This window comes from Stenotrophomonas maltophilia R551-3 (genome assembly GCF_000020665.1).
GTDB lineage: Bacteria > Pseudomonadota > Gammaproteobacteria > Xanthomonadales > Xanthomonadaceae > Stenotrophomonas > Stenotrophomonas maltophilia_L.
In genome coordinates, this window is record NC_011071.1 from 4,260,096 (window position 1) to 4,284,800 (window position 24,705).

The following is a 24,705-nucleotide window of genomic DNA, read 5'->3' on the forward strand; positions in this document are numbered from 1 at the left end:
CAAAAGCAGTCGAGCATGGCTCGGCTCTACACAGGCCAGTTCAAAGCAGCCGAGCGTGGCTCGACTCTACAGAGCTACTTGGCCGACACCCGCCACACCACGTCGCCCACGTCGTCGGCGACCAGCAGTGCGCCTTCGGCATCCATCGCCATGCCTACCGGTGCGCCCATCAGGGTCTTCTCGTCCTTGGAGGCGAAGCCGCTGACCACGGTCTGCGGTCGCCCGGTCGGCTTGCCGTCCTTGAACGGTACGTAGACCACTTCGTAGCCGCTCAATGGTGAGCGATCCCAGCTGCCGTGCTCGCCGATGAAGGCGCCGCCGTGGTACTGCGCCGGCAGTGCCTGGCCGGTGTAGAACAGCAGGCCCAGCGGTGCCACGTGCGAGCCGATGGCGTAGTCCGGCGTGATGGCTTTCGCCACCAGGTCCGGCCGCTGCGGCTGCACGCGCTCGTCCACGTGCTGACCGTAGTAGCTGTAGGGCCAGCCGTAGAAGCCATCTTCCTTCACCGAGGTGAGGTAATCGGGCACCAGATCCGCACCGATTTCATCGCGTTCGTTCGCCACGGCCCACAGCGTGCCGGTGCTCGGCTCCCAGTCCAGTCCGGTCGGGTTGCGGATGCCCGACGCAAAGATGCGGCTGCCACGGGTGGCCACGTCCACTTCCAGCACCACCGCGCGGCGGTATTCAACTGCCAAACCATTCTCGGTGATGTTGCTGTTGGAGCCCACGCCCACGTACAGCTTGCTGCCATCGCGGCTGGCCAGCAGTTCCTTGGTCCAGTGGTGGTTGATGGTGCTGGGCAGGTCGGTGAACTCGCGGCCCTTGTCGGACATGCGGGTTTCGCCCGGCACGTAGTGGTACTGCATGATGTTGCCGGTGTTGGCCACGTACAGCGTGTCACCGATCAGTTGGATGCCGAACGGCGAATGCAGGCCTTCGATGTACACGTGCTGGGTCCAGGTGTTCGTGCCCGGTGTGCGGCGCAGCAGGGTGACCCGGTTGCCGCCCTTGCCGGCCTTGCCCGAGCGCGCCTTCACCTTGCCGGCGATCCACTGCTTGGGCGTGGTGACCGGCTCTTCGCCGGGGCCATTGCCTTCCACCACCAGCACATCGCCGTTGGGCAGGGTCAACAATCGCCGCGGATGCTGCAGGTTGGCGGCGATGCGTTCGATCTTCAGGCCTTCGGCCACGGTGGGTGACTGGCCGTCGGCCCAACCCACGCCTTTGGGCACCTGCATCGGCGGCATCAGGAAGTTCTTCGGTGCCGGCAGAGGCGGCTTCGCACCCGACTGGTCGGTGGGGTGGTATTCGGCCTTGCCGGCACAGGCCGACAGCATCACGACCAGCGCCAGGGCGCCCACGGTAGGCAGGATGTGCTTAGCCATGACGACCTCCCTGCAGCACCGGCGGCTGCAGCGACAGCAGGATCAGGCCCAGGGCGATCAGGGCCACGGTCAGCGCCGACAGGATCGTGCCCGGCACCGCGACGGCATACGCATCGCGGCTGTGCACGAAGGCGTTCCAGATGGCCAGCAGCACCGCGACCAGGTTGAGGAAGAAGTCGATGCGGTCGATGCGGGTGGCGGTGCCGTTGCGGCGCCAGACCGCGAACAGGTTGATCAGGCGCGGAATGATGGCGATCAGCAGGCCGAAGGTGATCAGCCAGGCGGCGGACTTGCCCCACATCACCTCGGCGCTGTTGAGGTAGATCGCGTCGAAGATCAGCGCGCCGACGAAGAAGCCGAAGGGTATCGGGTTCAACAGGCTGAACAGCGTGGTGCCGAGGCCGCGATGGGCCTGGGCCAGAGGGTTGACCATCATCGTGCTCCGATGCGGAAGGGTGCACGGGCTGTAGTAGCACAGCCGGATGTGAGGGCGCGCGATGACATCGGGTAGATCCACGCCATGCGTATATACGCGTGCCAACCAAGGTTGGCACCTACCAGATGCGGGACACGGCAGTCGTCATTCCCCCACGGCATAAGTGTTTGTGACGCAATCGGCACATCTACAGATTGGTTCCGTGAAGAGGTAGGGGGTTCTTCGTTGTGTCGCGTTTGGCTCGTTGCGATGGGGCAGTTCCGCCCCGCCGTCCTGCCATGCCGATTCACAACAGAAGGATTCGTGTATGAAGCGACACACGCAACGCTCCGCGCCACCGCGCTCCGCGCGCCTGGCCCTTGCCACTGCCCTGGTGCTGGGCAGCCTGGCCGCCACCGCCCAGGCCCAACAGGCTGATCCGCTGGCCGGGCGTCAGTGGCATCTGCTCAACACCGGACAGGCCGTACTGGGCGATACCCTGCCGGTGGCTGGCAACGATCTGAACGTGGATGGCCTGTTCCGCAATGGCATCCGTGGCCAGGGCGTCACCATCGCCATCGTCGATGACGGCCTGCAGATCGCACACCCGGACCTGGCCGCCAACGTTGCGGCGGTCGCCGGCAAGAACTTCGCCAACCAGAGCAACAACCCTTCACCGTCCAATCCGGACCGCGACAATCACGGCACCATGGTCGGCGGCATCGCCGGTGCAGTAGGTGCCAACAACCTGGGCGTGCGCGGCGTGGCCCCGGCGGCCACCCTGAAGGGCTTCAATTTCCTGGCCTCCAATGCCCAGGGCAATTCGAATTCCAACATCGAGTACTCGTGGTGGGACGGCGCCGAAGTGGCCGACGTGGGGGTCTTCAACAACAGCTGGGGCTCCAGCCCGGGCAACCCCAACCTGCCGCTGGCCTACAGCCAGAACGACATCGCCGCCTATGAGCAGGCCATGTCCGGCACCCGTGGCGGCCGCGGTGGCATCTACGTGAAAGCCGCCGGCAACAACCACAACAACGGTGCACGCTCGGATGGCACCGACATCTGCTCGGCAGACACCAAGAACCGCAACACGGGTTGCATTCCGGCCGGCCGCGACCCGCGTAACAACCTGTTCAACGTGATCACCGTTGCCGCCGTGCGCGCCGATGGCGTGCGCTCGTCCTACTCGTCCACCGGCTCGGCGCTGTGGGTGTCCGGCTTCGGCGGTGAGAATGGCTGGCAGCGGCAGGTCGTGCCGGGGCAGCTGGCGATCCGCTACGATCCGGCCATCCTCACCACCGATGTCACCGGCTGCGCGCAGGGCAGCAACAAGAACACGAGCCTGCGCAACACCTTGGACGGCGACCAGTCTGCCATCGACAGCACCTGCAACTACACAGGAAAAATGAACGGCACCTCGGCGGCCACGCCGATGGTGTCGGGCGTGGCGGCGCTGCTGCTGGAGACCAATCCGAACCTGTCCTACCGCGATGTGAAGTACATCCTGGCCACCACCGCCACCCGCACCGATCCGAACCGGGCAGCGGTGACCCACTCCGACGGCCGCGTGCTGGTGCCGGGCTGGACGGTGAATGCCGCCGGCCGTGCCTACAGCAACTGGTACGGTTTCGGTGTGGTCAACGCGGCACGCGCGGTACAGGTCGCAGAAGACTTCCAGCCGCTGGGTGCACTGGTGGATAGTGGCTGGCGCAACACGACGCGTACCGTGGCCATCGGCAATACTTCGGCGGCCGCGGCGCGCCTGACCTTCCAGCTGGCCAACGGTGCGCGCAACATCGAGAGCGTGCAGCTCGGCTTCCGCGTCAACCACAGCAACACCCGCCAGCTGCAGTTCGTGCTGATCTCGCCCAGCGGCACCCGCAGCGTGGTGCAGCCGGCATTCACCGCGATCGGCTCTGGCCTCAATGGTGTGCAGCGCAACTTCACCAACTGGGACCTGCTGTCCAGCAATGCCTTCCTGGATGAGAACGCCACGGGCACCTGGACACTGGAAGTAACCGACCTGGGGCAAGCCGCGAACGCAGCATCGCGTGGCAACCTCGAATTCTTCAAGATCCGCGTTCTGGGGCACTGATGATGAAGACGACCATTCTGTTGAGCACCCTCGCCCTCGCGGCGATGACCACCACCGCCTGGGCACAGAGCTCGGGCCAGACACCTCCGGCGAAGACCTTGTCGACCGTAGACACGCAGCAGTTGAAGGCGGAGGCCACCGGCCGTTCGTTCAATGTCGGCGGCTCGCGCTTCCAGCTGGCGCCGTCGGCAACCGTGCAGCAGGCCAGCGGCGGCCAGTTCAGGATCACCACCGGGGCTGATGCCAGCGCGGCGGCCGTCGGCACCCGCAGCAAGCGGTCCACGGATGCGTCTACCGGTGTGGCCGCACGTGCGGATGCCGGTGCCAGCAAATTTGCGGCCGCCGTCTCCAACGATGGCGCACCGGTCGTGGCGACCTCGCGGGTCAAGGTGTTCTTCACCGATGCGGCCTCCGCCCAGCGTGCGGCCACCGCCACCGGCGGCACCGTGGTGAAGGTGTCCAAGGCCTCGGGCCGCGCGATTGTGGAGTACCCGTCGGTGAATGCTGCACTGGATGCGACCACCAAGCTGCTGTCGACCGCCGGCATCAAGGCGGCCGAGCCGGACGTGGTGCAGTGGGAAGAAACCAAGTAAGGCGTTGAGTGGTGCCCCTGGCCGGTTGGCTCTCCTGGCCGGCCGGGGGATTGGTGTGTGGGGGTGTGCCGACCAACAGTCGGCACCCACCAGATTCATTCACTGCGTGTCGACCAAGGTCGACCCCTACCGGGCGGCGAGCGTGTCGCTGTGCTTGAGGTGGCAGCTGGCCAATGCATCGTTGCCGGCGGCCGGGTGGCCCGGCTCCAGCAGCAGGCGCTGCACGTCGGAGAACAGCTTGTCCACCGGCATGCCGTAGGGTGCGAACAGGCGGAGGCGGCCTTGACGATCAAACACGTAGCCGCCGGCGATGTGGCTCATGGTGTAGGTCTCCGGCACCTGGCCGGGTTCCTTTTCGTAGAACGCCTTGAAGTCGCTGGCCATCGCGGCCAGTTGCGCTTCGTTGCCGACCAGTGCGATCGCCTTGGGGTCGAAGGCTTCCACGTAGGTGCGCGCAACCTCCGGCGTATCACGCGCTGGGTCGACACTGACGAACACTACCTGCAACTGGTCGGCATCCTTGCCCATCAGGTGCTTGACCTGGCTGAGCTCGACCATGGTCGTCGGGCAGACGTCCGGGCAGCTGGTGAAGCCGAAGAACAGATAGGTCACCTGCCCCTGCAGGTCCTTCGGCCCACGCACGGTGCCGTGGCTGTCGGGCATCGACCACTGCTGGCCGAGCTCTTCGCAGGCGATGTCCTTGGAATAGAAGTCCATGCGCGACTGCGCACTGCAGCCGGCCAGCAGGCCAATGGCCAGGCCTGCCAGCAGCGGCAGGCGGAAACGGGGAGAGAACAACGAACGGACAACAGCAGCAGGACGCTTCACGGGTACCACCAACGCAGGTGCGGGCGGGGTCTCGGTCAGGCCTGCCCTTGGGGGGAAAGAGGACGGAGGTGCCGGGGTGATCGTGCGGTCCATGCCGATCACCCCGGCCACGGTCAGTTGATCATCATGTGGTAGTGCATGCTCCAGATGATCCAGACCGACAGTGCGACGACGATGAACAGGATCACCAGGGTGAACACGAAGCTGGCCAGGTTCCAGCCACCTTCGGACTTGCGGTCCATGTGCAGGAAATAGACCAGCTGCACCAGGATCTGCGCCACCGCGAAGCCGACCAGCAGGAACAGCGTGAGCGGCCGCGACAGCACCGGGTTCATCACCAGCGCGAACGGCACCACGGTCAGCAGCGCGCACAGCACGAAGCCGATCAGGTAGGACTTGGTGGAGCCGTGCGCATTGCCGGCGCGCGAGGTTTCGACGTGGGCCATGTCAGAAGGCTCCGATCAGGTAGACGAAGGTGAAGACGCAGATCCACACCAGGTCCAGGAAGTGCCAGAACAGGCTCAGGCACGACACGCGGGTGATGTTGGTCGGGGTCAGGCCGCGGCTGTAGACCTGGTGCATGACCACCGCCATCCAGATCAGGCCGCTGGCCACGTGCAGGCCGTGGGTGGCGACCAGCGCGAAGAACGCCGACAGGTAGGCACTGGTGCTGGGGCCCGCGCCTTCGTGGATCAGGTGCGAGAACTCGTAGATCTCCATGCCGATGAACGAGGCACCGAGCACGAAGGTCACGCCCAGCCAGCGCAGCACCGCCGAGGTGTCGTGGCGATGCATCGCCAGCACGGCCTGGCCGTAGGTGATGCTGGAAACCAGCAGCAGGAAGGTCTCGGCCATCACGAACGGCAGCGAGAACAGGTCCTTGCCGGTGGGGCCGCCGGCGTAGGCGGTGCTGAGCACTGCATACGAGGCGAACAGCGAACCGAACAGCACCAGGTCGGACATGAGGTAGACCCACATGCCGAACACCTTCATGCCGCCCTGTTCGTGGCCATGGTCGTGTTCGTGGTGGTCCTCGTGCGCCTGCGTGTCGCTGGCCAGCTCGGGGCGGGTCAACAGGTTCATGCGCGTACCTCCTTCAGCTTGGCAAGGTTGGCCGCTTCGGTGCGCGCCACCTCTTCGGAACTGACGTAGTAGTCCACGTCCTCGTCATAGGACCGCACGATCAGGGTCACGATCATCGCGATGAAGCTGGCCGCGGCCATCCACCAGATGTGCCAGACCAGGGCGAAGCACAGCACCAGGATCCAGATGTTGAGGATCAGCGGTACGCCGGTGTTTTTCGGCATGTGGATAGGCGCGTACTTCTTCGGCGGCGGCGGCAGGCCACGCTTCTTCGCTTCGTGGAAGGCATCCAGCTCATCGGCCTTGGGCACCACGGCGAAGTTGTAGAACGGCGGCGGCGACGGCGTGGCCCATTCCAGCGTGCGTGCATTCCACGGGTCGCCGGTCACGTCCAGGTTGCGCTTGCGGTCGCGCACGCTCACGTAGATCTGCACCAGCATCAGGATGATGCCCGCGAACACGAACAGTGCACCGATGAAGGCAGCGATCAGGTACGGCGTCCACGCCGGGTTGTCGTACTGGTTCATGCGGCGGGTCATGCCCATGAAGCCGAGCATGTACAGCGGCATGAAGGCCAGGTAGAAACCGATCACCCAGCAGGCGAACGACCACTTGCCCAGGCGCTCGTTGAGGGTGAAGCCGAACACCTTCGGGAACCAGTAGGCGAAGCCGGCCAGGTAGCCGAACAGCGCGCCGCCGATGATGGTGTTGTGGAAGTGCGCGACCAGGAACAGGCTGTTGTGCAGCAGGAAGTCCGCACCCGGGATGGCCAGCAGCACACCGGTCATGCCACCGATGGTGAAGGTGACCAGGAAGGCGATGGTCCACAGCATCGGCACGCTGAACTCGACGCGGCCGCCGTACATGGTGAACAGCCAGGTGAAGATCTTCACGCCGGTGGGGATGGCGATGATCATCGTCATGATGCCGAAGAAGGCATTGACGCTGGCACCGGAGCCCATGGTGAAGAAGTGGTGCAGCCAGACGATGAACGACAGGATGCCGATCGCCAGCGTGGCACCGACCATCGACTTGTAGCCGAACAGCTTCTTGCGCGCGAACGTGGCAGTCACTTCAGAGAAGATGCCGAACGCCGGCAGCACCAGGATGTACACCTCCGGGTGGCCCCAGGCCCACACCAGGTTCACGTACATCATCGGGTTGCCACCCAACGTGTTGGTGTAGAAGTTGAAGTCCAGGTAGCGGTCCAGGGTGAGCGCACCCAGTGCCACGGTCAGGATCGGGAAGGCGGCGATGATGATCACGCTGGTGACCAGCACGGTCCAGGTGAACACCGGCATCTTCATCAGGGTCATGCCCGGTGCACGCATGCGCAGGATGGTGATGAACAGGTTGACGCCGGTCAGCAATGTGCCGATGCCCGAAGCCTGCAACGCCCAGATGTAGTAATCGACACCCACGCCTGGACTGAACTCGATGCCCGACAGCGGCGGATAGGCCACCCAGCCGGTCATGGCGAATTCGCCGACACCCAGCGAGATCATCATCAGCGCTGCGCCGACCACGAAGATCCAGAAGCTGAAGGCGTTGAGGAACGGGAACGCCATGTCGCGCGCGCCGATCTGCAGCGGCACGATGATGTTCATCAGGCCGACCACGAACGGGGTGGCCACGAAGAAGATCATGATCACGCCGTGCGCGGTGAAGATCTGGTCGTAGTGCTCAGGTGGCAGGAAGCCGTCACTGCCCGGGCCAGCCGCCGCCAGCTGCGCGCGCATCATCAGCGCATCGGCAAAGCCACGCACCAGCATGACCAGCGCCACCACCACGTACATGATGCCGATCTTCTTGTGGTCCACGGTGGTGAACCAGTCACGCCACAGCGGGCCCCACAGCCTGAAGTACGTCACCGCGCCAAGCAGCGCGAGGCCACCCAGCACCATGGCCGCCAGCGTGATCACCACGATCGGCTCGTGCAGTGGCACGGCCTCCCACGTCAATTTACCCAACATGTTCGTTACTCCTGGGAAACCTGGGCACCGCCGGCAGGACCCGCAGGGGCCGCAGCAGCGGTGTTCTCACCGACACCGATAAACTGGTCGATGACCTTCTTGAACAGCAGCGGTTCGACGCTGGAGAAGTGTTGTACCGGCGCGTTGCGCGACGGCGCGGCCAGCGCCTTGAACTCCGCGAAACTGAGTGCGTCCGGCGCGCTGCGCACCTCGGCCACCCAGCGCTCGAAGTCTTCGTTGCTGCTGGCGGTGGCGATGAACTTCATGTTCGAGAAGCCATGCCCGCTGTAGTTGCCGGACATGCCACGGAACTGGCCAGGCTCGTTGGCGATCAGGTGCAGCTGCGTGCGCATGCCGGCCATCGCGTAGATCTGCCCACCCAGCTGCGGGATGAAGAAGGTATTCATCGTCGAGTTGGAGGTGATGTTGAACGCCAGCGCGCGGTTGGCCGGGAAGTTGAGCTGGTTGACCGTGGCGATGCCCAGGTCCGGATACACGAACACCCACTTCCAGTCAGTGGCGATCACGTCCACATGCAGCGGCTCACCGGCGACGTCCAGCGGCTTGTACGGGTCCAGCTCGTGGGTGGAGGTCCACACGATCACTGCCAGCACCGCGATGATGATCAGCGGCACGCCCCAGACCACGATCTCCACCTTGGTGGAGTGCGACCAGTCAGGCATGTATTTCGCTTTGGTATTGCCGGCGCGGTAGCGCCAGGCGAACACGAAGGTCAGCACGATGGCCGGCACCACCACGATCAGCATCAGGCCGATGCAGATCAGGATCAGGTCGCGCTGGGCGATCCCGACCATGCCTTTCGAATCCAGCAGCACCCAGTCGCAGCCCGTCAGAGCGATGCAAGCCAGGGCGACCAGCGCCAGGCGGATGCGGTTCCAGCAGATATTCATTGGAGGTCAACCCTGTTGAAGAAGCGCGCTTGACCGGCTCGCCTGCGCGCAGCGCCCGGGCGTGGAGCGGCTACACTGTGGGTACGAGGTCGCCTACAAAAAGGTGAACCACTCCAATCAAGCCCATACAAGATACAGCATTGTATGGACTTGTGCATCTGCACGTATGGAAAAAACTGACCGATGACGCCACCTGCCGCCGGCCGCCGCCTGAAACACCCCAATCGCACCTGGGTTCGCCCCTTCCGCGAGGGCGCCGGCCCGCTGTATCTGCAGATTGCCCAGCAGGTGCGCGAGGCGGTGGATGACGGCGTGCTGCGCCCGGGCGACCGCCTGCCGCCGCAGCGCGACCTGGCCCAGCAGGTGGGCGTGGACCTGACCACGGTCACCCGCGCCTTCGCCGAGCTGCGCCAGGCCGGCCTGCTCGATGCCCAGGGCGCCGGCGGCACCTTCATCGCACTGTCGGCCGGCAACCGCAGCACCTCGGTCGACCTGAGCATGAACATCCCGCCGCTGCTGGGCAGCGCGCCGTTCGCACAGGGCATGGAGACCGGCTTCCAGCACGTCGGCCAGCAGCTGGGCCAGGGCGAATTGATGAGCTACCACGTCGGCGCCGGCACTCGCGAGGACCGCGCCGCCGCGGTGCAGTGGCTGGCGCCGATGCTGGGCACGGTGGGTGCCGACCAGGTGGTGATCTGCCCCGGCGCGCAGACCGCGCTGTGCGCGCTGATCCTGGCCCGCACCCAGCCGGGCGAGCTGATTGCCGCCGAGCAGCTGACCTACCCAGGCCTGTTGGCTGCCGCGCGGGTGCTGCAACGGGGCGTGGTGCCGGTGGCGATGGACGCCGAGGGCATGCTGCCGGAGGCGCTGGAGGAGGCCTGCCAGCTGCGCCGCCCGCGCCTGCTGTACCTGGTGCCGACCATCCAGAACCCGACCACGGCGACGATGTCGGCACAACGCCGGCAGGCCCTCCTGGCCGTCGCGAAACGCCACGATCTGACCGTGATCGAAGACGATCCCTACTGGTTGCTGGCCGGGGACGCCGCACCGCCGCTGGCCGCCCACCGCGACGCAGGCTGCCCGGTGTACTACATCTCCACCCTGTCCAAGTGCCTGGCACCGGGCCTGCGCACCGCCTACCTGGTGGTGCCGGCCGGCGAACCGATGGAACCGGTGCTGGACGCCCTGCGTGCGATCGCGCTGATGCCGACCCAGTCGATGGTAGCGGTGGCCTCGCAGTGGATCCGCAGCGGCCAGGCCCAGGACATGGTGCAGCGCTTCCAGCAGGAGCTGCGCGAGCGCCAGGCCATTGCCGCCCGTTACCTGCCGGCCCGCGCCCAGGCGCATCCCGCCGGCCTGCATGTGTGGCTGCCACTGCCGCCGCGGCTGGACCAGTACCGGTTGATCCAGGCCGCACAGGAGCAGGGGCTGGGCATTGCCAGCTCGGACGCCTTCAGCGTGGAAGAGCCGCCACCGGGCAACGCGATCCGCCTGTCGTTGGGTGGCGCGGTTGACCAGGGCGCGCTGGCCGGGGCGCTGGCCAAGCTGAACGAGATCCTGTCTGAAGCTCCCGAGGCCCGGCACAACGCCATCGTCTGAACGGGTGCATGGCGCTTTATCCATACAAGATGATATTTTGTATGCAATGTATGGATGAAGGGACGTGCATCGATGCGCGCCGAGAAACTGAAGTTCCACCTGGTGATGGCCGGGTGCGGTGGCTTTGTGGTGCTGATGCTGGCCGCGCTGGCCTGGGTCTGCCTGCAGCCACAGACCGTGGACGTACAGGCCGCCGAACGCCACGCCATCGAGCAATGCGTGCAGCGCAGCGAGGATCCGTCGCGTAGCGAGATCCAGCGCCGCGCTCAGGCCGATTCCTGCCGCGAGATGCGCAAGCAGTACGTGCACAAGTTCGGCCGGGAAGATTCCTGATGGGCGCAGCCGCGCCGCGTCGCCGCTGGCTGCTGCCGACGATGATCGCCCTCGCCTGCCTGTTCATGGCCGGCGTCGCGGCTGCGCTGTGGCAGTACTTCGGCTACAGCGCGCAGTCCACCTTCACCGAACAGGCCATCGTCTTCGACGATTCGCAGCTGCGCCTGCCGGCCGACCTGGCCGGTGATACCGGCCGCATCCGCGTGGTGCATTTCTGGGACCCGGCCTGCGGCGTGTGCAATCGCGAGACCGGTGCGCACCTGAGCTACCTGATCAGCATGTACCGCCGCGCCGGCATCGACTTCTATGCCATCCGCCGCCCGGGTACGCAGGGCGAGCTGCCCGAGCCGCTGCGCAACAAGGTGATCAACCTGCCGACCATTGATGGCATCGAACACATCCCGGCCAGCCCCGCCGTGGCCATCTGGGACCGGCACGGCCACCTGGCGTACGCCGGCCCGTACAGCATCGGCATGGTCTGCAATTCGGCCAACAGCTTCGTCGAACCACTGCTGGACAGACTGGTACGCGGCGAGACCGTGCGCCCGAAAGGACTGCTTGCCGTGGGCTGCTACTGCCCCTGGCAGGCCAAGCGCTGAGGACGCGCAATGACATCACTGACGCTGGCCGGTGTGGCCGCCGCAAACAACAACGGCGGTCACCTGTCCGAACCGACCGATGGTTGTGGACAGGCTCCCGCCGTTGGAAGCAACGATACGCCCCGACATGCTCCGTACATGCCGCGACCGGATGTCGCAGCCCGCGAATGGGTGCAGGACGTGCTCGCGCACAACGGGCCGATCTACCTGCGCATCGTCAATTCGCTGGAACGCACGGTGCGCCGCGGTGGTCTCGCACCGGGACAGCGCCTGCCCTCGCAGCGCGCGTTGGCGCAGCAGCTCGGTATCGACCTGACCACGGTCACCCGCGCCTTCGATGAAGCACGCAAGCGTGGACTGATCGAAGCACGCGGGCCACAGGGCAGCTTCATCGCACCGCCCAAGGCGGGTTTTGACCAGGCCGTCGATCTCAGCATGAACGTGCCACCGGTACCCGACGCCGATGCACTGGCGGAAATGCTGCGTCGAGGCGCAGCGGCGGTGCTTGCGCGCAGCAGTGCACCGAACCTGATGACCTATCACCTGGGCGGTGGCAACCCGACCGACCGCCACGCCGCGGCGCGCTGGCTGCAGCCGATGCTGGGCACGGTGGACGATGCTCGCCTGCTGCTGACCGAAGGTGCGCAGGTGGCGCTGGCCGCGATCCTGCTCAGCCAGGGGCGCGAGGGCGATGCGATCCTCTGCGACCGGCTGGTGTATCCGGGTCTGCTGCAGGCGGCCGCCGCACTGGGACGGCGGCTGGTCACGGTGGAGGGCGACGAGCACGGCATGTGCCCGGAGGCGCTGGCCCGCCGGGCGCGGGAATGTGGCGCGCGCCTGGTCTACCTCAACCCAACCTGCCAGAACCCGACGGCGCTGACCGTGCCCACTGCGCGGCGCGAGGCGCTGGCGCGGGTACTGGAACACGAAGGCCTGCTGGCGATCGAGGACGATCCGTACTGGCATCTGGCCGTCACCGCGCCCATTCCGTTGGCGACGCTGGCACCGCGACACGTGTTCCATGTGGCCACGCTTTCAAAGGTGATCAGCCCCGGCCTGCGTACCGCGTTCGTGCAGTGCCCGGGCGCCGCCCATGCCGAGGCGATGGCCACTGCACTGCGTGCCACACGGTTGATGGGCCATCCGCTGGTCTCTGCGCTGGCCAGCCAGCTGCTGCTGGATGGCTCGGCGCAGGCGCTGCTGGCGCAGGTCCGCGAGGAAGCGCGCGAGCGCACGCGGATGGCGCGGTATCTGCTGGCACCCTCGTTGCTGGAGCGCGCCGATGGGCTGCACGCATGGTGCCGGGTGCCAGCGCCGTGGACCGATGCCACGCTGGTGCGTACGGCGCAGCTGCAGGGCCTGGCGATCGCGCCTTCATCGGCGTTCTGTCCGCCGGGCGCGCCGTTCGCGAGCGGGGTGCGGCTGTCGCTGGGATTGGCTGCCGACCGGCGGCAACTGGAAAACGCGCTGCGGCGGATCGATCGTTTGTTATTGTCCGATGCGTTGCCGGCGATAGAACGGTAGCGCCGGGCCATGCCCGGCGGAAGATTCCCCGGCGCGGACGGAATGTGCCAACCAAAGTTGGCGCCTACCAAAGCAGGATCAGGCCAGCGCGGCCAACGCCTGCACCAGCGCATCCATCTGCCCGGGGCGGGTGAACACCGATGGTGTCACCCGCACGCAGGCGCCGGAGTCCAGGCCATCGCGATGGGTGGTGAATATCCGATGTTCATCCAGCAGCCGTTTCTGCAGCGCCTGGTTGTCTTCCACCGAGGCATGGCCACGCAGGCGGAAGCTGGCCAGTGCACTGGCCAACGCCGGATCCGGCGACGACAGCACCTCGATATGCGCCATCTGCCGCGCCGCCACCGTCCAACGCTCACGCAGGTAGCGCAGCCGCGCCTGCTTGTTCGCTGCGCCGATACGCTGATGCAGCGCGATGGCCTCGGGCAGCGCCAGATAGGCGGCGAAGTTGACCGTGCCGGTGTGCACGCGACTGCCCAGGCGGCCGTCGTCGGTCTCACCCATGTACGGATCCAGGTCGGCCACGCGTCCTTTGCGCACGTACATCGCGCCCACGCCCACCGGTGCGCCGATCCACTTGTGCAGGTTGATGCCAACGAAATCGGCCTTCAGGTCCGGCACCGCGTAGTCGATCTGGCCAAAGCCATGTGCGGCATCGACAATCACATCGATGCCGCGTGCCCGCGCACGCTCGGTGAGCTCGGCCACCGGCAGCACCAGCCCATGGCGGTGGCTGACCTGGGTCAGCAGCACCAGTTTCAGGCGCGGCAGGCGCGCGAACGCCTCATCGTAAGCCTGCAGGATCTGCTCATGGGTGGGCACCACAGGCAGTGCGATGCGCTCGACCTGCACGCCACGACGCTGCTGCAACCAGCGCATCGCGTTGATCATGCTGTCGTAGTCGATGTCGGCGTACAGCACCTGGTCGCCCGCGGCCAACCGGTTGTAGCCACCGATCAGCGCCAGCATCGCTTCGGTGGCGCCACGGGTCAGCGCGATTTCGTCGGCGCCGACGCCAAGCATGTCGGCCACCTGCCGATGCACGGCCAGGTACTGCGCCGGGAACGCGTGGCGACCGTACCAGGCATTGCCCCGGTTCACCTCGGCGGTATGCCGCTGGTAGCTGGCCAGGGTCTGCTTGCCCATCGCGCCCCAGTAGCCGTTCTCCAGGAGGTTCACTTCATCGGTGATGTCGAAGTGGCTGGCGACGGCGGACCAGTACGACTCGTCACGGGCCAACACATCCGGCGTCGTGGAAGGTGCAGGAATGTCCATCGGCACAGCGTAGCGCGCGGCTGCCGGAGCAGCCAGCGCGGCAAGCGCTGCACTGGCCGGCAACAGCGCACCTGCGCGCAGCAGGGAGCGACGGCTGCGGTCCATCAGAAGCTCAGCCGGTACTGCGCGTACACATTGGCACCATCGGTATCGTACGGCGCGTTGCGCGAATAGATCAGGCCACGGCTGGCCTGGAACGTGGCTTCGTCCGGGTAGCGGTCGAACACGTTGTCGGCGCCCACGCTCAGGCTGTGGTGTTCGTTGATGCGATAGCCCACGGCCAGGTCGAGGAAGGTCATCGCACCGAACTGCTGGTAGATATCGCCGGTGGCATTGCCGGTGGAGTCGGTCCACTTGCCGTAATAGCGCACGCGTGCCATCAACGACCACGCGCCGATGTCCCAGCTGCCGGTGAAGCTGCCCTTGTGCTCGGGCAGGCGGTCTTCGAACAGCACGCGCTGGGTTTCGTTCGTGGCCACCGAGGTGCTGCCGTTGTCAACGCGGGTCTGGTTGTAGTTGTAAGCCAGGGTCAGCGTCATCCGCCCCGCGCCGAGGTCGCGCAGGTAGTTGCCGACCACATCCACGCCGGTGGTGGTGGTGTCGAAATCGTTGGTGAAGTAGTTCACCGAGGTATAGCCCAGCGGATTCGGCGTGCCGGCCGGAATGGCGAAGCTGGCCGACTGGCTGAAGCGGTCGCTGAGCGTGATCCGGTAGACATCGACCGACCCGGACAGGCCCAGGTCGGTGCGCCAGGTCAGGCCCAGCGAGGCCGTGCGCGATTCTTCCGGGGTCAGCGGCTTGGCACCCAGCAGCTGCGCCAACGGATCGCTGGGCGACAGGCGGCCACTGGTGAAGATCTGCAGCGTGCGCGTGTCCAGGCCCTGGGTGGTGCTGGTGGTGTTGAGCTGGGCCGGCGTGGGCGCGCGGAAGCCGGTGGAGAGCGTGCCGCGCAGCGCCACGTCCGGGGTGATCGCAAAACGTGCCGACAGCTTGCCATCCACCGTGCTGCCGAAGCTGGAGAAGTCTTCATAGCGACCGGCCGCGCCGATGCTCCAGCGCTCGCCCAGTGGCACTTCCATGTCCACGTAGGCGGCCTTGCTGCGCTGGCTCCACTGCCCGGCCTGGCTGGCCGAGAAGCCCGGCGCGCCGTTGGAATTGGCTTCCAGGCCCGCCGCAGCGCCACGACCCACCGCATACGAGGCCGGGTCGCCGGCGCGCACCTGGTAGGTCTCCTGGCGGAACTCGGCACCGAAGGCGATGTTGACCGGCTTCGGCAGCGCAGCCACATCCCATTCGTAGTTGAAGTCCGCATTGGCGTTCTTCTCGGTCTGGGTCAGCCGGCCGAGGTCGAAGGAGGTCGGGCTGTCCGGGCCCAGCGAGGCGTTGATGGAGTTGTCCAGGCTGTAGTCGATGGCATTGCGGCCATACGAGGCGCTCAGGTCCCAGCGCAGCTTGGGCGTGATCTCACCACGCAGGCCCGCGACCAGCTGCAGGTCGTTCTGGGTGTTGCCGTACTGCGGGCTGAAGCCCACCGGATACAGCGAGCGCAGGTTCCAGCCCGGGAAGATACTGGTCGTACGGTACGCGCCGGTGGTGGTATCGGGGTTGCGCCAGTTGAAATCGCTGACGCCGTCGCTGTGGCTGTACAGGCCGAAGACATACAACTCCAGGGTGTCGCTGGCATTGGCCTTCAGGTTGAAGCCCACGCGGCGGCTTTCCAGCTCCGGCTGGCCCCAGCGCTGTACCGGGTTGGGCACGTCCAGTTCGGGATGCGCGGCCTGGAAGGCGATGGCGTCGGGACGCTGGCGCGTGCGTGAGGTCGCGTCGGAGTTCGACGATTCGGCGAACAGGGCGAGGCTGCCGTAGTCGCCCAGCGCCCAGCCGGTACGCGCACTGAAGTCGCGCGAGCCGCCGTCGCCCTGCGCGTACTGCGAATAGCCCGCAGTGATCTCGGTGCCGGGGCTGTCCTCCAGGATGATGTTGATGACACCGGCGATGGCATCCGAGCCGTACTGCGCCGACGCGCCATCGCGCAGCACTTCGATGCGCTTGATGGCGCTGGTCGGAATCTGCGCCAGGTCGGCGGCCTGTGCGCCGCGGTTGCCCAGCAAGGCACTGCGATGGAAGCGGCGGCCATTGACCAGCACCAGCGTCTGGTCCGGCGACAGCCCACGCAGCGTGGCCGGGCGCACGAACACCTGGCCATCGGCCATCGGCAGGCGCTGCACCACGAACGACGGCACCAGTTGCGCCAGCACGTCCTTCAGATCGGTCGACTCGACGGACTTGATGTCTTCCTTGGTGAACACGTCCACCGGCGCCAGCGTTTCGAACTGGGTGCGGTTGGAGGCGCGGGTGCCGGTGACCAGCATCGCGTCGAGCTGGGTGGGCGCCGCACGGCTGCTGCCCGCGGCATCGACCGCATCGGCCTCCGCTGCGATCGCGCCTCCTGCGCTGGCCATGGAAAGGGCAAGGAGGATGGAACGCGAAAGCTTCGAACGATGCACGGCAGGGCTCCGGGAGGACGCGACAGGGCCAGCACCTGTGCGGACACAACAGGCCTGGACAAGGCGCGCAGTCTCGGCGCGATGTGTGAAGGAGCCATGACGTCAGTACGACAGCTTGATGCTGCAAGGGCGCACGCGCAGGCAGTGGACGCAGCGCTGCGGCGATTTGGCCTGTCCCTGCGGTAGTGGCCGCCGGGCATGGCCCGGCGCTACAGTGGGTTCGTCCACGGAGGATCGATCATGCGTCTGCTGCACCTCACTCTGCCGGTATCCGATGTCGGTACCGTGGCCAGCTACTTCCGCGATGTACTGCAGCAGCGCGTGGTCGGCAATCATGTGCACATCGGCTGGAGCACGATCGAACTGCAGCCGGCCGGTGATCATCCGGTCGGTGGCGTGCACCTGGCCTTCAACGTACCGGACAACCGCTTCAGCGAGGCGATGACCTGGCTGCGCGAACGTACACCCCTGCAGCGCAACCCGGAAGGGTTGGACTACTTCGCGCTGGAAAGCAGCTGGCAGTCGCAGTCCGTTTACTTCACCGGTCCCGACGGCCTGATCCTGGAACTGATCGGCCGCCGCCGCTTGCCGGCCAGCGCGCGCGAAGGCGCGTTCCATGGCAGCGAGCTGACCTGCCTGAGCGAAGTCGGCCTGCCCAGCCACGACGTCGACACCGTGCGGGCACAATCACAACAGCGTTTCGGCCTGCAACCGATCAGTACGCCCTCGCCGCAGTTCGCGCCGATGGGCGACGACGAGGGCCTGCTGATCGTGGTCGCTGCCGATCGCCGCTGGTTCCCCGAACAGAAGGACCTGCCCAATGCACAGGGCCTGCAGCTGCGGGTGGGGGATGTCGCCGGCATCGGCGAACTCTGCGACGACGCACTGGGCTGGCGCGTTGCCTCGACCTGAGGCGACGCGCCAAGCGTGACGCGCGCTACTGCATGCGCGCGCCCTGCCCTGCCTCGATCTGCGCATGCAGCGCCTGCAGCTGCGCCGCCGTCTGGTTGAACACCTGCAGATCGGCATCCACCAGGGCCGCCCAGTCAGGTGCGTGCCCCAGCAGTTGCGCCACCTGCTCGTTCGGCGCGCGGTCGAAGCCCTCGCCAAGCACGGCAAGATAGCGCTCACGGAACCCTTCGGGGTCGCGCTGGTCCTGCACATACAGCTGCACGGCCAGCAGCCCCGCATACAGGTAGTTCACCAGATAGTTCGGGTCTTCATACATCAGGCGCTTGCCGATCCAGCTGTTGCGCAGCTGCGGATAGCGCTCCGGTTGCTGGCCGAAACGCGCCAGCACCTGGCCGGTCAGCGCGTCCAGGTCATCGGCGGTGCCCAACGTGCCCGCGGCCACGCCCCGATAGATCGACTGCTCCAGCTGCGCTTCCTCGGAAGAGGTGAACAGCTGCAGCACCATGTCGTCCAGCAGCGACTTCAGGTAATAAGCTTTGGCACGCGGATCCTGTGCCTGCTGGTAAAGCTGGTCGCGGAAGCGCAGCTCGTTGTAGATCGCGAACGCCTCGGTCAGCCACTGGCTGCCATTGCGCTGCAGCGGCGACGCATGACCGCGCTGCATCCATTCACCATGCACGGCGTGACCGGCTTCATGTGCGATCTCGACATCGCTTTCCAGATCACCGCTACGCACGCCAACGAACAACAGCGCCGGCACACCGGGAGCGCTCACCGAGAACGCGTCCTGGCTGCGGTCACCGCGTTCGGTGGCCAGATCCATGCGCTGGTTGGCCGGATCGAGCAGCGCGCGCAGTTCGGCGACGTACGCAGGCCCCAGATGCTGCATGGCATCGGCGGCGTTGTCGCGCAGCTGCACCAGCGTCAGCACCGGTGGCGTGTATCCCGCATCGGGCAGCGTGGTGTCCCAGACCTGCGGCGCGTCGATGCCGGATCGCGCAGCGTGGTGCAGCAGCATGTCCTGATAAGCACGACGGTCGCCGGCGTGCTGTTCGATCGCTACCAGCGTTGCATCCACTGCGGCGGTATCCAGGCCCATGCGCTGGTAGCCACGTGCCGGCGCCGAACCATCGCCCTGCAGGCGTGCGGCGGCATCGTTCACCTGCACCAGCCCCAACAGCACCGAGGCCATCGGCTCACGGCGCGACTGCAGCCCCTGCCAGTAGCCCTTCCACCCCGCTTCGCGCAAGGCGCGATCCGGCTGCAGGGCCAATGCCCGCTTGTCGTGCCCGGTGTCCCAGCGCCGACCATCACGCTCGATCTGCGGGTACTCGGCACTGCGCAGGATCTGCCCACGCAGGCGCGCGAAACCATCCAACGCCGGATCGGCCAACGCGTCCACGGCCTCGTCCAGCACAGCGTTGGCCGGGGTGGCAGCCTCCTTCAGCGCCCGTGTGCGCAGGAAGCCATACGGTGCTGCCCACGCCGCATCTGCAGGCGCCTCGCGCAGGGCGGCACGACCACTGCGGGCGATGCGGCTGCACAGCCCCATTGCCTGCTCCATCGCCTGTGCCGGGCGAAGATCGCGCGCGTTGCGGGCGGACTGCAGATGCAGGTAGCCGAGATGACGCAGGCATTGCGCCTCCAGTGCCTCGGCCTGCTGGAAGCGTTCTGCCGGTGCAAGATTGGACGCCTGCTGCAGGGCTTCAACACGCTTGCCCAGCGCTTCACGCGTAGCCTGTTCGGCGGTGGCGTTGGCGAAGTAGGCGCGGTCATCGGCATGCACCGACTGTGCCTGGACGCCGCTGAAGGGGGCCATCGCCAATACAGCGACGACGGCGGTGGTGGTGGCGTGCTTCCTGAAAGCCTGCATCGGCGTCTCCCTGCCTGGACCAGGCCTCGAGCCTAGCAGCCGCTGCCCCGCCGTGCCTGTGCCGGATCAGGCTTCAGATCGACTCGTCCTCACGTTTGACCAGCAGCCAGCAGGGCGACTGCGCGAAGGTGTAGGTCTGCTGGTCGCTGCTGTCCGGCGTGCGGATCTGCACCTGGCGTTGCCCGTCAGCCAGCGTGCTGATCTGCATTTCGCGGCCCTGCCCGGCCAAGGCGGCGGGATCGGGCATCACCGGCCACTCGACATCGGCCCGCGCCAACCGGCTTTCCACCTTGCGCGGCTCCGGCTCGGCCTCGGCATCGATGTAGCTGTCCAGCAGCGGATCGGCGGTGGCCTTTTCCTGCAGGGTGATCTCGTTGCCGAAGTGCTTGAGGAACGCATCGAATTCCGGGTAGGGGCATTCACTGCTGGCAGGTACCGATGCGGGTTGGACCGCTGCCGCCGTGGACGACGGCGCGGGAGGTGCAGGTGCGGTTTCCGTGGGCGTCGATTGCGGAGCAGGTCTGCAGGCGACCAACGCTACGCCAACGGCGAGCACCAGCAGTGCCTGGAAGCGATATCGACGCATGGGCTCATCCTGAATCCGTTTCAGTCGCCCCATGCTACCGCGCGTCCTACAATTCCGGCATTCCGCCTGTCCGAGACGCCCCATGCACCGCCTCCTGCTCCTGATCGGCCTGCTGCTGCCCGCGACGGTGGCGATGGCCGTCGATGTCCGCCAAGGCGATCTGCTGTTCGTCACCGCCGGCCACAGCGGCCTCAGCGCCGCCATCGACGATGCCACCGGCAAGCAGGGCGCGCCCAGCTTCGATCACGTCGCGCTTGTCGCTTCCGCGCCGAAGGGCTGGGAGGTATTGCATGCCGACGAGAAGGGATCGCGGCGGCAATCGCTGTCCGAGTTCCGCCAGGACGCGAGAGCAAAGCAGCGGCAGATCGTGGTCTATCGCCTGCGCGCACCGCAGCAGGCGGCAATCAAGGATGCAATCGCCACCGCGCGCACGATGCTCGGCAAGCCGTACAACACGTCGTATGTGTTGAACGATGACAGCTACTACTGCTCGGACTTCATCGAACGTGCGTTCCGTGCGCACCACGTGTTTGCGCTGCAGCCGATGAACTTCCGCAACCCGCAGACCGGGGAGATTTCCCAGCACTGGATTGACCTGTATCGCGGCATGGGAATGGAGGTGCCGCAGGATCAGCCCGGCAGCAATCCCAACGACATGTCGGCGGCACCGGTGTTGCAGCGCATTGGCGTGCTGGAATAAGCGAAGCCCCGCACGTGGCGGGGCTTCACCGGTCACTCCGCATGCACGGCGCAATCATTCTTCTTCGTCGTTGCCGCCCTGCTGCTGGTTCTGGTTGCGCTTCTGCTGTTCCTGCTGCTGTTGCTGCTGCTGGTCACGGCCACGACCCTGCTGCTGATCCTGCTGGTTCTGCTGGCCCTGTTGCTTCTGGTTCGGGTTCTGGTTCTGCTGTGCCATGTCCGATCTCCAAAGCCACTCGCGGAATGCGGTGGACGTGGCCATCGTCTGCAGCGAATGGTTAATCACGCGTGGGTGGGCGGCTACATCTGTGTGTACGCCTGTGAATGAACGCGCAGAAGCCCTTGTGGCACAAGCGGCTGAAGGATTCATGCGGGTTCGGCATGTGTTCATGCCATCGTCGACGGTGCGCGCATTCATGGCGTTCGCAGCCGGAAACACGCGCTGAACGAGGCTGGCTTCCCGACCCGCGCAGGGAAGCCAGCCCTGCATTCAGGGCATCACCGGCGGCACATAGGCCAGGGTCATGCCCAGCAGCCACAGCAGGCCCAGCACCAGCGGGATGTGCACCAGCAGCTGGATGAAGGTGAAGCCGACGATGTCGCGCGCCTTCAGGCCCAGCACGCCCAGCAATGGCAGCATCCAGAACGGGTTGATCAGGTTCGGTAGCGCTTCGGCCGCGTTGTAGACCTGCACCGCCCAGCCCAGGTGTGCCTTCAGTTCGTTGGCGGCCTGCATCACGTACGGCGCTTCGATGATCCACTTGCCGCCACCGGAGGGCACGAAGAAGCCCAGCACCGCCGAGTAGACGCCCATCACCAGCGCGAACGTATCGGTGCTGGCTACGTGCACGAACAGGCTCGACAGCCGGTGCGCCAGCGTCTGTCCATCGCCGCCGGCAGCGTGGGTGAGAATCATCGCGATACCCCCGTACAGCGGGAACTGGATCAGCACACCGGTGGTGCTCGGTACCGCCTTGGCGACCGCGTTGAGGAAGCTGCGCGGCCGCCAATGCAGCAGCAGGCCCAGCGAAATGAACAGGAAGTTGTAGGTGTTGAGGTTGGCGATGGCCGTGACCAGCGGCTTGTTGGCGAACTCGTTGAACAGCCAGCCGAACGCCAGCAGTGAGAGCAGCACGGTCAGCAGCGGGCTGTATTCCAGCCATTCGCCCGGGCGCGTGCGGCGCTGCAGTGGTTCCGGCTCGGCCTGCGCGGCGCCGGGGAAGTCTTCAGCGGTGCGCGCACTGCCGGCCGCCGGCGCGGTCAGCCAGGCGATCAACAGCGAGACCAGGATCAACACCGCGGTCAGTGCGATCGACTGCCACAGGAAAATGGTTTCGGTGAACGGCAGGACGCCGGTGATCTCGACCAGCCCCGGCGGCATGCTGGCCGGGTTGGCCTGCAGCTGCGCGGCCGACGAGCTCAATCCCATCGCCCACACCGCACCCAGACCGAGATACGCCGAGGCACCAGCCGCGCGGTAGTCCATGCGCAGCTCGGTACGGCGGGCCAGCGCGCGCACCAGCAGGCCGCCGAACACCAGCGAGAAGCCCCAGCTGAGCAGCGAGGCCAGCATGCTGACCAGGCCCACGTACACCACCGCACCACGGCCGGTACGCGGCACCCGGGCCAGGAAATCGATGAAGCGTGCGACCACCGGTGCAGTGGCCACGGCATAGCCACCGATGACCACGAAGGCCATCTGCATGGTGAAGGGAATCAGGCTCCAGAAGCCATCACCGAAGGCGCTGGCGGTGGCCTGCGGGGTCGAGCCGAAGCCCATCGCGGCCAGCGCGACGATGACCACGCCCAGCACCGCAAACACGTACGCATCGGGGAACCACTTTTCCGCCCAGGCGGCCGAGCGCAGCGCAGCGCGCGCCATCCAGCCGTCCTGTACTGCTGCCGTCGAGGCCATCGCCTACCCTCCCAGGTTCGATGGATCGATTCTGGGCGGTGAGGTGCAGGCTGTCAGCCACCTATTGGTCGTAGGTGGCGGAATGGTAGTGCCGGCCGCTGGCCGGCAACCTCGGGACCGCATGCGGCTGCAGCCGGCCAGCGGCCGGCTCTACCAGATCCAAGGATCGTCGTAGGTGGCGGAGGCTGGTAGTGCCGGCTGCTGGCCGGCAACCGCGGGATCGCATGCGGGTGCAGCCGGCCAGCGGCCGGCTCTACCAAACTCAAGGATCGTCGTAGGTGGCGGAGGCTGGTAGTGCCGGCCGCTGGCCGGCAACCTCGGGACCGCATACGGGTGCAGCCGGCCAGCGGCCGGCTCTACCAAACTCAAGGATCGTCGTAGGTGGCGGAGGCTGGTAGTGCCGGCCGCTGGCCGGCAACCTCGGGACCGCATGCGGCTGCAGCCGGCCAGCGGCCGGCTCTACCTCACCCTGGGCTCAGCGCAGCGCGAGGTCCACGGCGATGCCGGCGAACAGCGCGGCACCCACCCAGTTGTTGTGCAGGAACGCCTTGAAGCACGGGCCGCGCTCGCGGTTGCGGCAGATCCAGAACTCGTACACCACCAGTGCGGTGGCCACGGCCACGCCCACCAGGTAATAGCCACCCAGCCCGCCGCGCACGCCGACCAGCGCCATGGTCGCCAGGAACAGCGCGTACAGCACGCCCTGGATGACCAGGTCGAGATCACCGAACAGGATCGCGGTGGAATGCGAGCCCATCTTCAGATCGTCCTCGCGGTCGACCATGGCGTACCAGGTGTCGTAGGCGGTGGACCACAGGATGTTGCCGGCATACAGCAGCCAGCCCAGCAGCGGCACCTCGCCCTGCACGGCGGCGAACGCCATCGGGATGCCCCAGCCGAACGACATGCCCAGGTAGACCTGCGGCAGATGGGTGTAGCGCTTCAGGTACGGGTAGCTGGCGGCCAGGAACACACCGATGAAGCTGAGGCCAATGGTCAGCCCGTTCAGGGTCAGCACCAGGCCGAACGCCACCAGCATCAGCACGGCGAACAACGCCAGCGCAGCGCGGCCACTGATCGCACCGGTGGCCAGCGGGCGCGCCTTGGTGCGCTCCACGTGCGGATCCAGCCAGCGGTCGGCGTAGTCATTGATGACGCAACCGGCCGAGCGGGTCAGCCACACGCCGGCGGTGAACACGAACAGCGTCCACAGCGGCGGCATGCCGCCCGCAGCCAGCCACAACGCCCACCAGGTGGGCCACAGCAGCAGCAGCGTGCCGATCGGGCGATCAGCGCGCATCAGACTCCAGTAATGCCGCCAACGCGGCGTCGCCGGCGACTGCGGCGAAGTGAGGGGGGTATCAGCCATGGCGATAGGATACTCCTGCCCCTCTGGCAGGGCTTTGCCCATGGGGGGAGATTTGTTCGGCGAAACTGGATAGAATGCCGGTCCCGCACCGCTTCATGGCGCTGCGATGCCCGCTCCGGCACTGGTCGGTGGCGCGGCGGTTCTACAACGCGCCCGTAGCTCAGCCGGATAGAGTAGTGGCTTCCGAAGCCATTGGTCGGGGGTTCGAATCCCTCCGGGCGCGCCATCTTC

General features: G+C 66.4%; 22 protein-coding genes and 1 tRNA gene. 9 read left to right on the forward strand and 14 right to left on the reverse strand.

Annotated features, from left to right (window positions below):
- Positions 1–74: 74 nt before the first annotated feature.
- Both SMAL_RS19230 and SMAL_RS19235 read right to left on the reverse strand, forming a co-directional pair.
- Positions 75–1,385 carry a PQQ-dependent sugar dehydrogenase gene (locus SMAL_RS19230; protein WP_012512367.1) on the reverse strand — a complete coding sequence of 437 codons (1,311 nt, stop codon included), beginning with the start codon at positions 1,383–1,385 and terminating at the stop codon, positions 75–77.
- Positions 1,378–1,818, reverse strand: coding sequence for a DUF2231 domain-containing protein (locus tag SMAL_RS19235; protein WP_012512368.1), 441 nt, complete (start codon positions 1,816–1,818; stop codon positions 1,378–1,380). The genes SMAL_RS19230 and SMAL_RS19235 overlap by 8 nt, the downstream gene beginning before the upstream one ends.
- 310 nt (positions 1,819–2,128) lie before the next feature.
- Here SMAL_RS19235 and SMAL_RS19240 point away from each other — a divergent pair, with 310 nt between their 5' ends.
- Together SMAL_RS19240 and SMAL_RS19245 are read left to right on the forward strand one after the other, a co-directional pair.
- Complete coding sequence (locus SMAL_RS19240) at positions 2,129–3,895, forward strand: S8 family serine peptidase (RefSeq protein ID WP_012512369.1); 1,767 nt, start codon at positions 2,129–2,131, stop codon at positions 3,893–3,895.
- Positions 3,895–4,488, forward strand: coding sequence for a S8 family serine peptidase (locus SMAL_RS19245; protein WP_006399785.1), 594 nt, complete (start codon positions 3,895–3,897; stop codon positions 4,486–4,488). The genes SMAL_RS19240 and SMAL_RS19245 overlap by 1 nt, the downstream gene beginning before the upstream one ends.
- 126 nt (positions 4,489–4,614) lie before the next feature.
- Here the strand turns inward: SMAL_RS19245 and SMAL_RS19250 are convergent, their stop codons facing one another.
- The 5 genes from SMAL_RS19250 to cyoA all read right to left on the reverse strand — a co-directional run bounded on the left by SMAL_RS19250 (position 4,615) and on the right by cyoA (position 9,283).
- On the reverse strand, positions 4,615–5,286 hold the full coding sequence (locus SMAL_RS19250; RefSeq protein WP_032973547.1) for an SCO family protein: 672 nt from the start codon (positions 5,284–5,286) through the stop codon (positions 4,615–4,617).
- Between the two features lie 143 nt (positions 5,287–5,429).
- The gene (gene cyoD, locus SMAL_RS19255) at positions 5,430–5,762 is read right to left on the reverse strand and encodes a cytochrome o ubiquinol oxidase subunit IV (protein ID WP_006399830.1); all 333 of its coding nucleotides are present in this window, start codon (positions 5,760–5,762) and stop codon (positions 5,430–5,432) included.
- Between the two features lies 1 nt (position 5,763).
- On the reverse strand, positions 5,764–6,399 hold the full coding sequence (gene cyoC, locus SMAL_RS19260) for a cytochrome o ubiquinol oxidase subunit III (protein WP_012512371.1): 636 nt from the start codon (positions 6,397–6,399) through the stop codon (positions 5,764–5,766).
- Complete coding sequence (gene cyoB, locus SMAL_RS19265; RefSeq protein WP_012512372.1) at positions 6,396–8,372, reverse strand: cytochrome o ubiquinol oxidase subunit I; 1,977 nt, start codon at positions 8,370–8,372, stop codon at positions 6,396–6,398. Before cyoB ends, cyoC begins: the two co-directional genes overlap by 4 nt.
- Before the next feature lie 5 nt (positions 8,373–8,377).
- A complete protein-coding gene (cyoA, locus tag SMAL_RS19270; protein WP_006399836.1) occupies positions 8,378–9,283 on the reverse strand; it encodes a ubiquinol oxidase subunit II in 906 nt (301 codons plus the stop codon).
- A gap of 183 nt (positions 9,284–9,466) precedes the next feature.
- Between cyoA and SMAL_RS19275 the strand changes: the two genes are divergently transcribed.
- Genes SMAL_RS19275 through SMAL_RS19290 form a run of 4 tightly spaced genes read left to right on the forward strand, consistent with a single transcriptional unit; the run spans position 9,467 to position 13,338 of the window.
- Complete coding sequence (locus SMAL_RS19275) at positions 9,467–10,882, forward strand: aminotransferase-like domain-containing protein (protein WP_006399838.1); 1,416 nt, start codon at positions 9,467–9,469, stop codon at positions 10,880–10,882.
- A gap of 54 nt (positions 10,883–10,936) precedes the next feature.
- Positions 10,937–11,215 (forward strand): hypothetical protein, encoded by a 279-nt coding sequence (locus SMAL_RS19280; RefSeq protein ID WP_005414763.1) that lies wholly within the window; start codon positions 10,937–10,939, stop codon positions 11,213–11,215.
- On the forward strand, positions 11,215–11,814 hold the full coding sequence (locus tag SMAL_RS19285) for a DUF6436 domain-containing protein (protein ID WP_006399841.1): 600 nt from the start codon (positions 11,215–11,217) through the stop codon (positions 11,812–11,814). The genes SMAL_RS19280 and SMAL_RS19285 overlap by 1 nt, the downstream gene beginning before the upstream one ends.
- A gap of 9 nt (positions 11,815–11,823) precedes the next feature.
- Entirely contained in the window at positions 11,824–13,338 is a 1,515-nt protein-coding gene (locus SMAL_RS19290; protein ID WP_012512373.1) for an aminotransferase-like domain-containing protein, read from the forward strand.
- Between the two features lie 78 nt (positions 13,339–13,416).
- On the opposite strand, the gene SMAL_RS19295 is transcribed toward SMAL_RS19290, so the two are convergent.
- On the reverse strand, positions 13,417–14,718 hold the full coding sequence (locus tag SMAL_RS19295; protein ID WP_012512374.1) for an aminotransferase class V-fold PLP-dependent enzyme: 1,302 nt from the start codon (positions 14,716–14,718) through the stop codon (positions 13,417–13,419).
- Positions 14,718–17,120, reverse strand: coding sequence for a TonB-dependent receptor plug domain-containing protein (locus SMAL_RS19300; RefSeq protein ID WP_012512375.1), 2,403 nt, complete (start codon positions 17,118–17,120; stop codon positions 14,718–14,720). The genes SMAL_RS19295 and SMAL_RS19300 overlap by 1 nt, the downstream gene beginning before the upstream one ends.
- A gap of 240 nt (positions 17,121–17,360) precedes the next feature.
- On the opposite strand from SMAL_RS19300, the gene SMAL_RS19305 reads away from it, so the two are divergent.
- Complete coding sequence (locus SMAL_RS19305; protein WP_012512376.1) at positions 17,361–18,032, forward strand: VOC family protein; 672 nt, start codon at positions 17,361–17,363, stop codon at positions 18,030–18,032.
- 25 nt (positions 18,033–18,057) lie between these two features.
- Here the strand turns inward: SMAL_RS19305 and SMAL_RS19310 are convergent, their stop codons facing one another.
- Both SMAL_RS19310 and SMAL_RS19315 read right to left on the reverse strand, forming a co-directional pair.
- On the reverse strand, positions 18,058–19,905 hold the full coding sequence (locus SMAL_RS19310) for a M3 family metallopeptidase (RefSeq protein ID WP_012512377.1): 1,848 nt from the start codon (positions 19,903–19,905) through the stop codon (positions 18,058–18,060).
- Between the two features lie 73 nt (positions 19,906–19,978).
- Positions 19,979–20,491 (reverse strand): hypothetical protein, encoded by a 513-nt coding sequence (locus SMAL_RS19315; RefSeq protein WP_012512378.1) that lies wholly within the window; start codon positions 20,489–20,491, stop codon positions 19,979–19,981.
- 82 nt (positions 20,492–20,573) lie between these two features.
- Between SMAL_RS19315 and SMAL_RS19320 the strand changes: the two genes are divergently transcribed.
- On the forward strand, positions 20,574–21,191 hold the full coding sequence (locus SMAL_RS19320; protein ID WP_012512379.1) for a YiiX/YebB-like N1pC/P60 family cysteine hydrolase: 618 nt from the start codon (positions 20,574–20,576) through the stop codon (positions 21,189–21,191).
- A 54-nt stretch (positions 21,192–21,245) separates the two neighbouring features.
- Here SMAL_RS19320 and SMAL_RS21150 read toward each other — a convergent pair whose 3' ends face one another.
- The 3 genes from SMAL_RS21150 to ubiA all read right to left on the reverse strand — a co-directional run bounded on the left by SMAL_RS21150 (position 21,246) and on the right by ubiA (position 24,474).
- Positions 21,246–21,407, reverse strand: coding sequence for a hypothetical protein (locus SMAL_RS21150; protein WP_167796845.1), 162 nt, complete (start codon positions 21,405–21,407; stop codon positions 21,246–21,248).
- A 273-nt stretch (positions 21,408–21,680) separates the two neighbouring features.
- Positions 21,681–23,105, reverse strand: coding sequence for a short-chain fatty acid transporter (locus SMAL_RS19325; protein ID WP_012512380.1), 1,425 nt, complete (start codon positions 23,103–23,105; stop codon positions 21,681–21,683).
- Between the two features lie 475 nt (positions 23,106–23,580).
- On the reverse strand, positions 23,581–24,474 hold the full coding sequence (gene ubiA / locus SMAL_RS19330; protein WP_041864600.1) for a 4-hydroxybenzoate octaprenyltransferase: 894 nt from the start codon (positions 24,472–24,474) through the stop codon (positions 23,581–23,583).
- Between the two features lie 149 nt (positions 24,475–24,623).
- Here ubiA and SMAL_RS19335 point away from each other — a divergent pair.
- Positions 24,624–24,700: transfer RNA gene (locus tag SMAL_RS19335), tRNA-Arg, on the forward strand.
- Positions 24,701–24,705: the final 5 nt, after the last annotated feature.

What these genes read in the sequence shown, in the direction of transcription:
- ubiA (WP_041864600.1), bottom strand. Translation starts at nt 24,474, where the DNA reads ATGGCTGATACCCCCCTCACTTCGCCGCAGTCGCCGGCGACGCCGCGT.
- SMAL_RS19275 (WP_006399838.1), top strand. Translation starts at nt 9,467, where the DNA reads ATGACGCCACCTGCCGCCGGCCGCCGCCTGAAACACCCCAATCGCACC.
- SMAL_RS19235 (WP_012512368.1), bottom strand. Translation starts at nt 1,818, where the DNA reads ATGGTCAACCCTCTGGCCCAGGCCCATCGCGGCCTCGGCACCACGCTG.
- SMAL_RS19315 (WP_012512378.1), bottom strand. Translation starts at nt 20,491, where the DNA reads ATGCGTCGATATCGCTTCCAGGCACTGCTGGTGCTCGCCGTTGGCGTA.
- SMAL_RS19320 (WP_012512379.1), top strand. Translation starts at nt 20,574, where the DNA reads ATGCACCGCCTCCTGCTCCTGATCGGCCTGCTGCTGCCCGCGACGGTG.
- cyoB (WP_012512372.1), bottom strand. Translation starts at nt 8,372, where the DNA reads ATGTTGGGTAAATTGACGTGGGAGGCCGTGCCACTGCACGAGCCGATC.
- SMAL_RS19305 (WP_012512376.1), top strand. Translation starts at nt 17,361, where the DNA reads ATGCGTCTGCTGCACCTCACTCTGCCGGTATCCGATGTCGGTACCGTG.
- cyoA (WP_006399836.1), bottom strand. Translation starts at nt 9,283, where the DNA reads ATGAATATCTGCTGGAACCGCATCCGCCTGGCGCTGGTCGCCCTGGCT.
- SMAL_RS19290 (WP_012512373.1), top strand. Translation starts at nt 11,824, where the DNA reads ATGACATCACTGACGCTGGCCGGTGTGGCCGCCGCAAACAACAACGGC.
- SMAL_RS19325 (WP_012512380.1), bottom strand. Translation starts at nt 23,105, where the DNA reads ATGGCCTCGACGGCAGCAGTACAGGACGGCTGGATGGCGCGCGCTGCG.
- SMAL_RS19240 (WP_012512369.1), top strand. Translation starts at nt 2,129, where the DNA reads ATGAAGCGACACACGCAACGCTCCGCGCCACCGCGCTCCGCGCGCCTG.
- SMAL_RS19245 (WP_006399785.1), top strand. Translation starts at nt 3,895, where the DNA reads ATGATGAAGACGACCATTCTGTTGAGCACCCTCGCCCTCGCGGCGATG.
- cyoC (WP_012512371.1), bottom strand. Translation starts at nt 6,399, where the DNA reads ATGAACCTGTTGACCCGCCCCGAGCTGGCCAGCGACACGCAGGCGCAC.
- SMAL_RS19310 (WP_012512377.1), bottom strand. Translation starts at nt 19,905, where the DNA reads ATGCAGGCTTTCAGGAAGCACGCCACCACCACCGCCGTCGTCGCTGTA.
- SMAL_RS21150 (WP_167796845.1), bottom strand. Translation starts at nt 21,407, where the DNA reads ATGGCACAGCAGAACCAGAACCCGAACCAGAAGCAACAGGGCCAGCAG.
- SMAL_RS19230 (WP_012512367.1), bottom strand. Translation starts at nt 1,385, where the DNA reads ATGGCTAAGCACATCCTGCCTACCGTGGGCGCCCTGGCGCTGGTCGTG.
- SMAL_RS19280 (WP_005414763.1), top strand. Translation starts at nt 10,937, where the DNA reads ATGAAGGGACGTGCATCGATGCGCGCCGAGAAACTGAAGTTCCACCTG.
- SMAL_RS19295 (WP_012512374.1), bottom strand. Translation starts at nt 14,718, where the DNA reads ATGGACCGCAGCCGTCGCTCCCTGCTGCGCGCAGGTGCGCTGTTGCCG.
- SMAL_RS19285 (WP_006399841.1), top strand. Translation starts at nt 11,215, where the DNA reads ATGGGCGCAGCCGCGCCGCGTCGCCGCTGGCTGCTGCCGACGATGATC.
- cyoD (WP_006399830.1), bottom strand. Translation starts at nt 5,762, where the DNA reads ATGGCCCACGTCGAAACCTCGCGCGCCGGCAATGCGCACGGCTCCACC.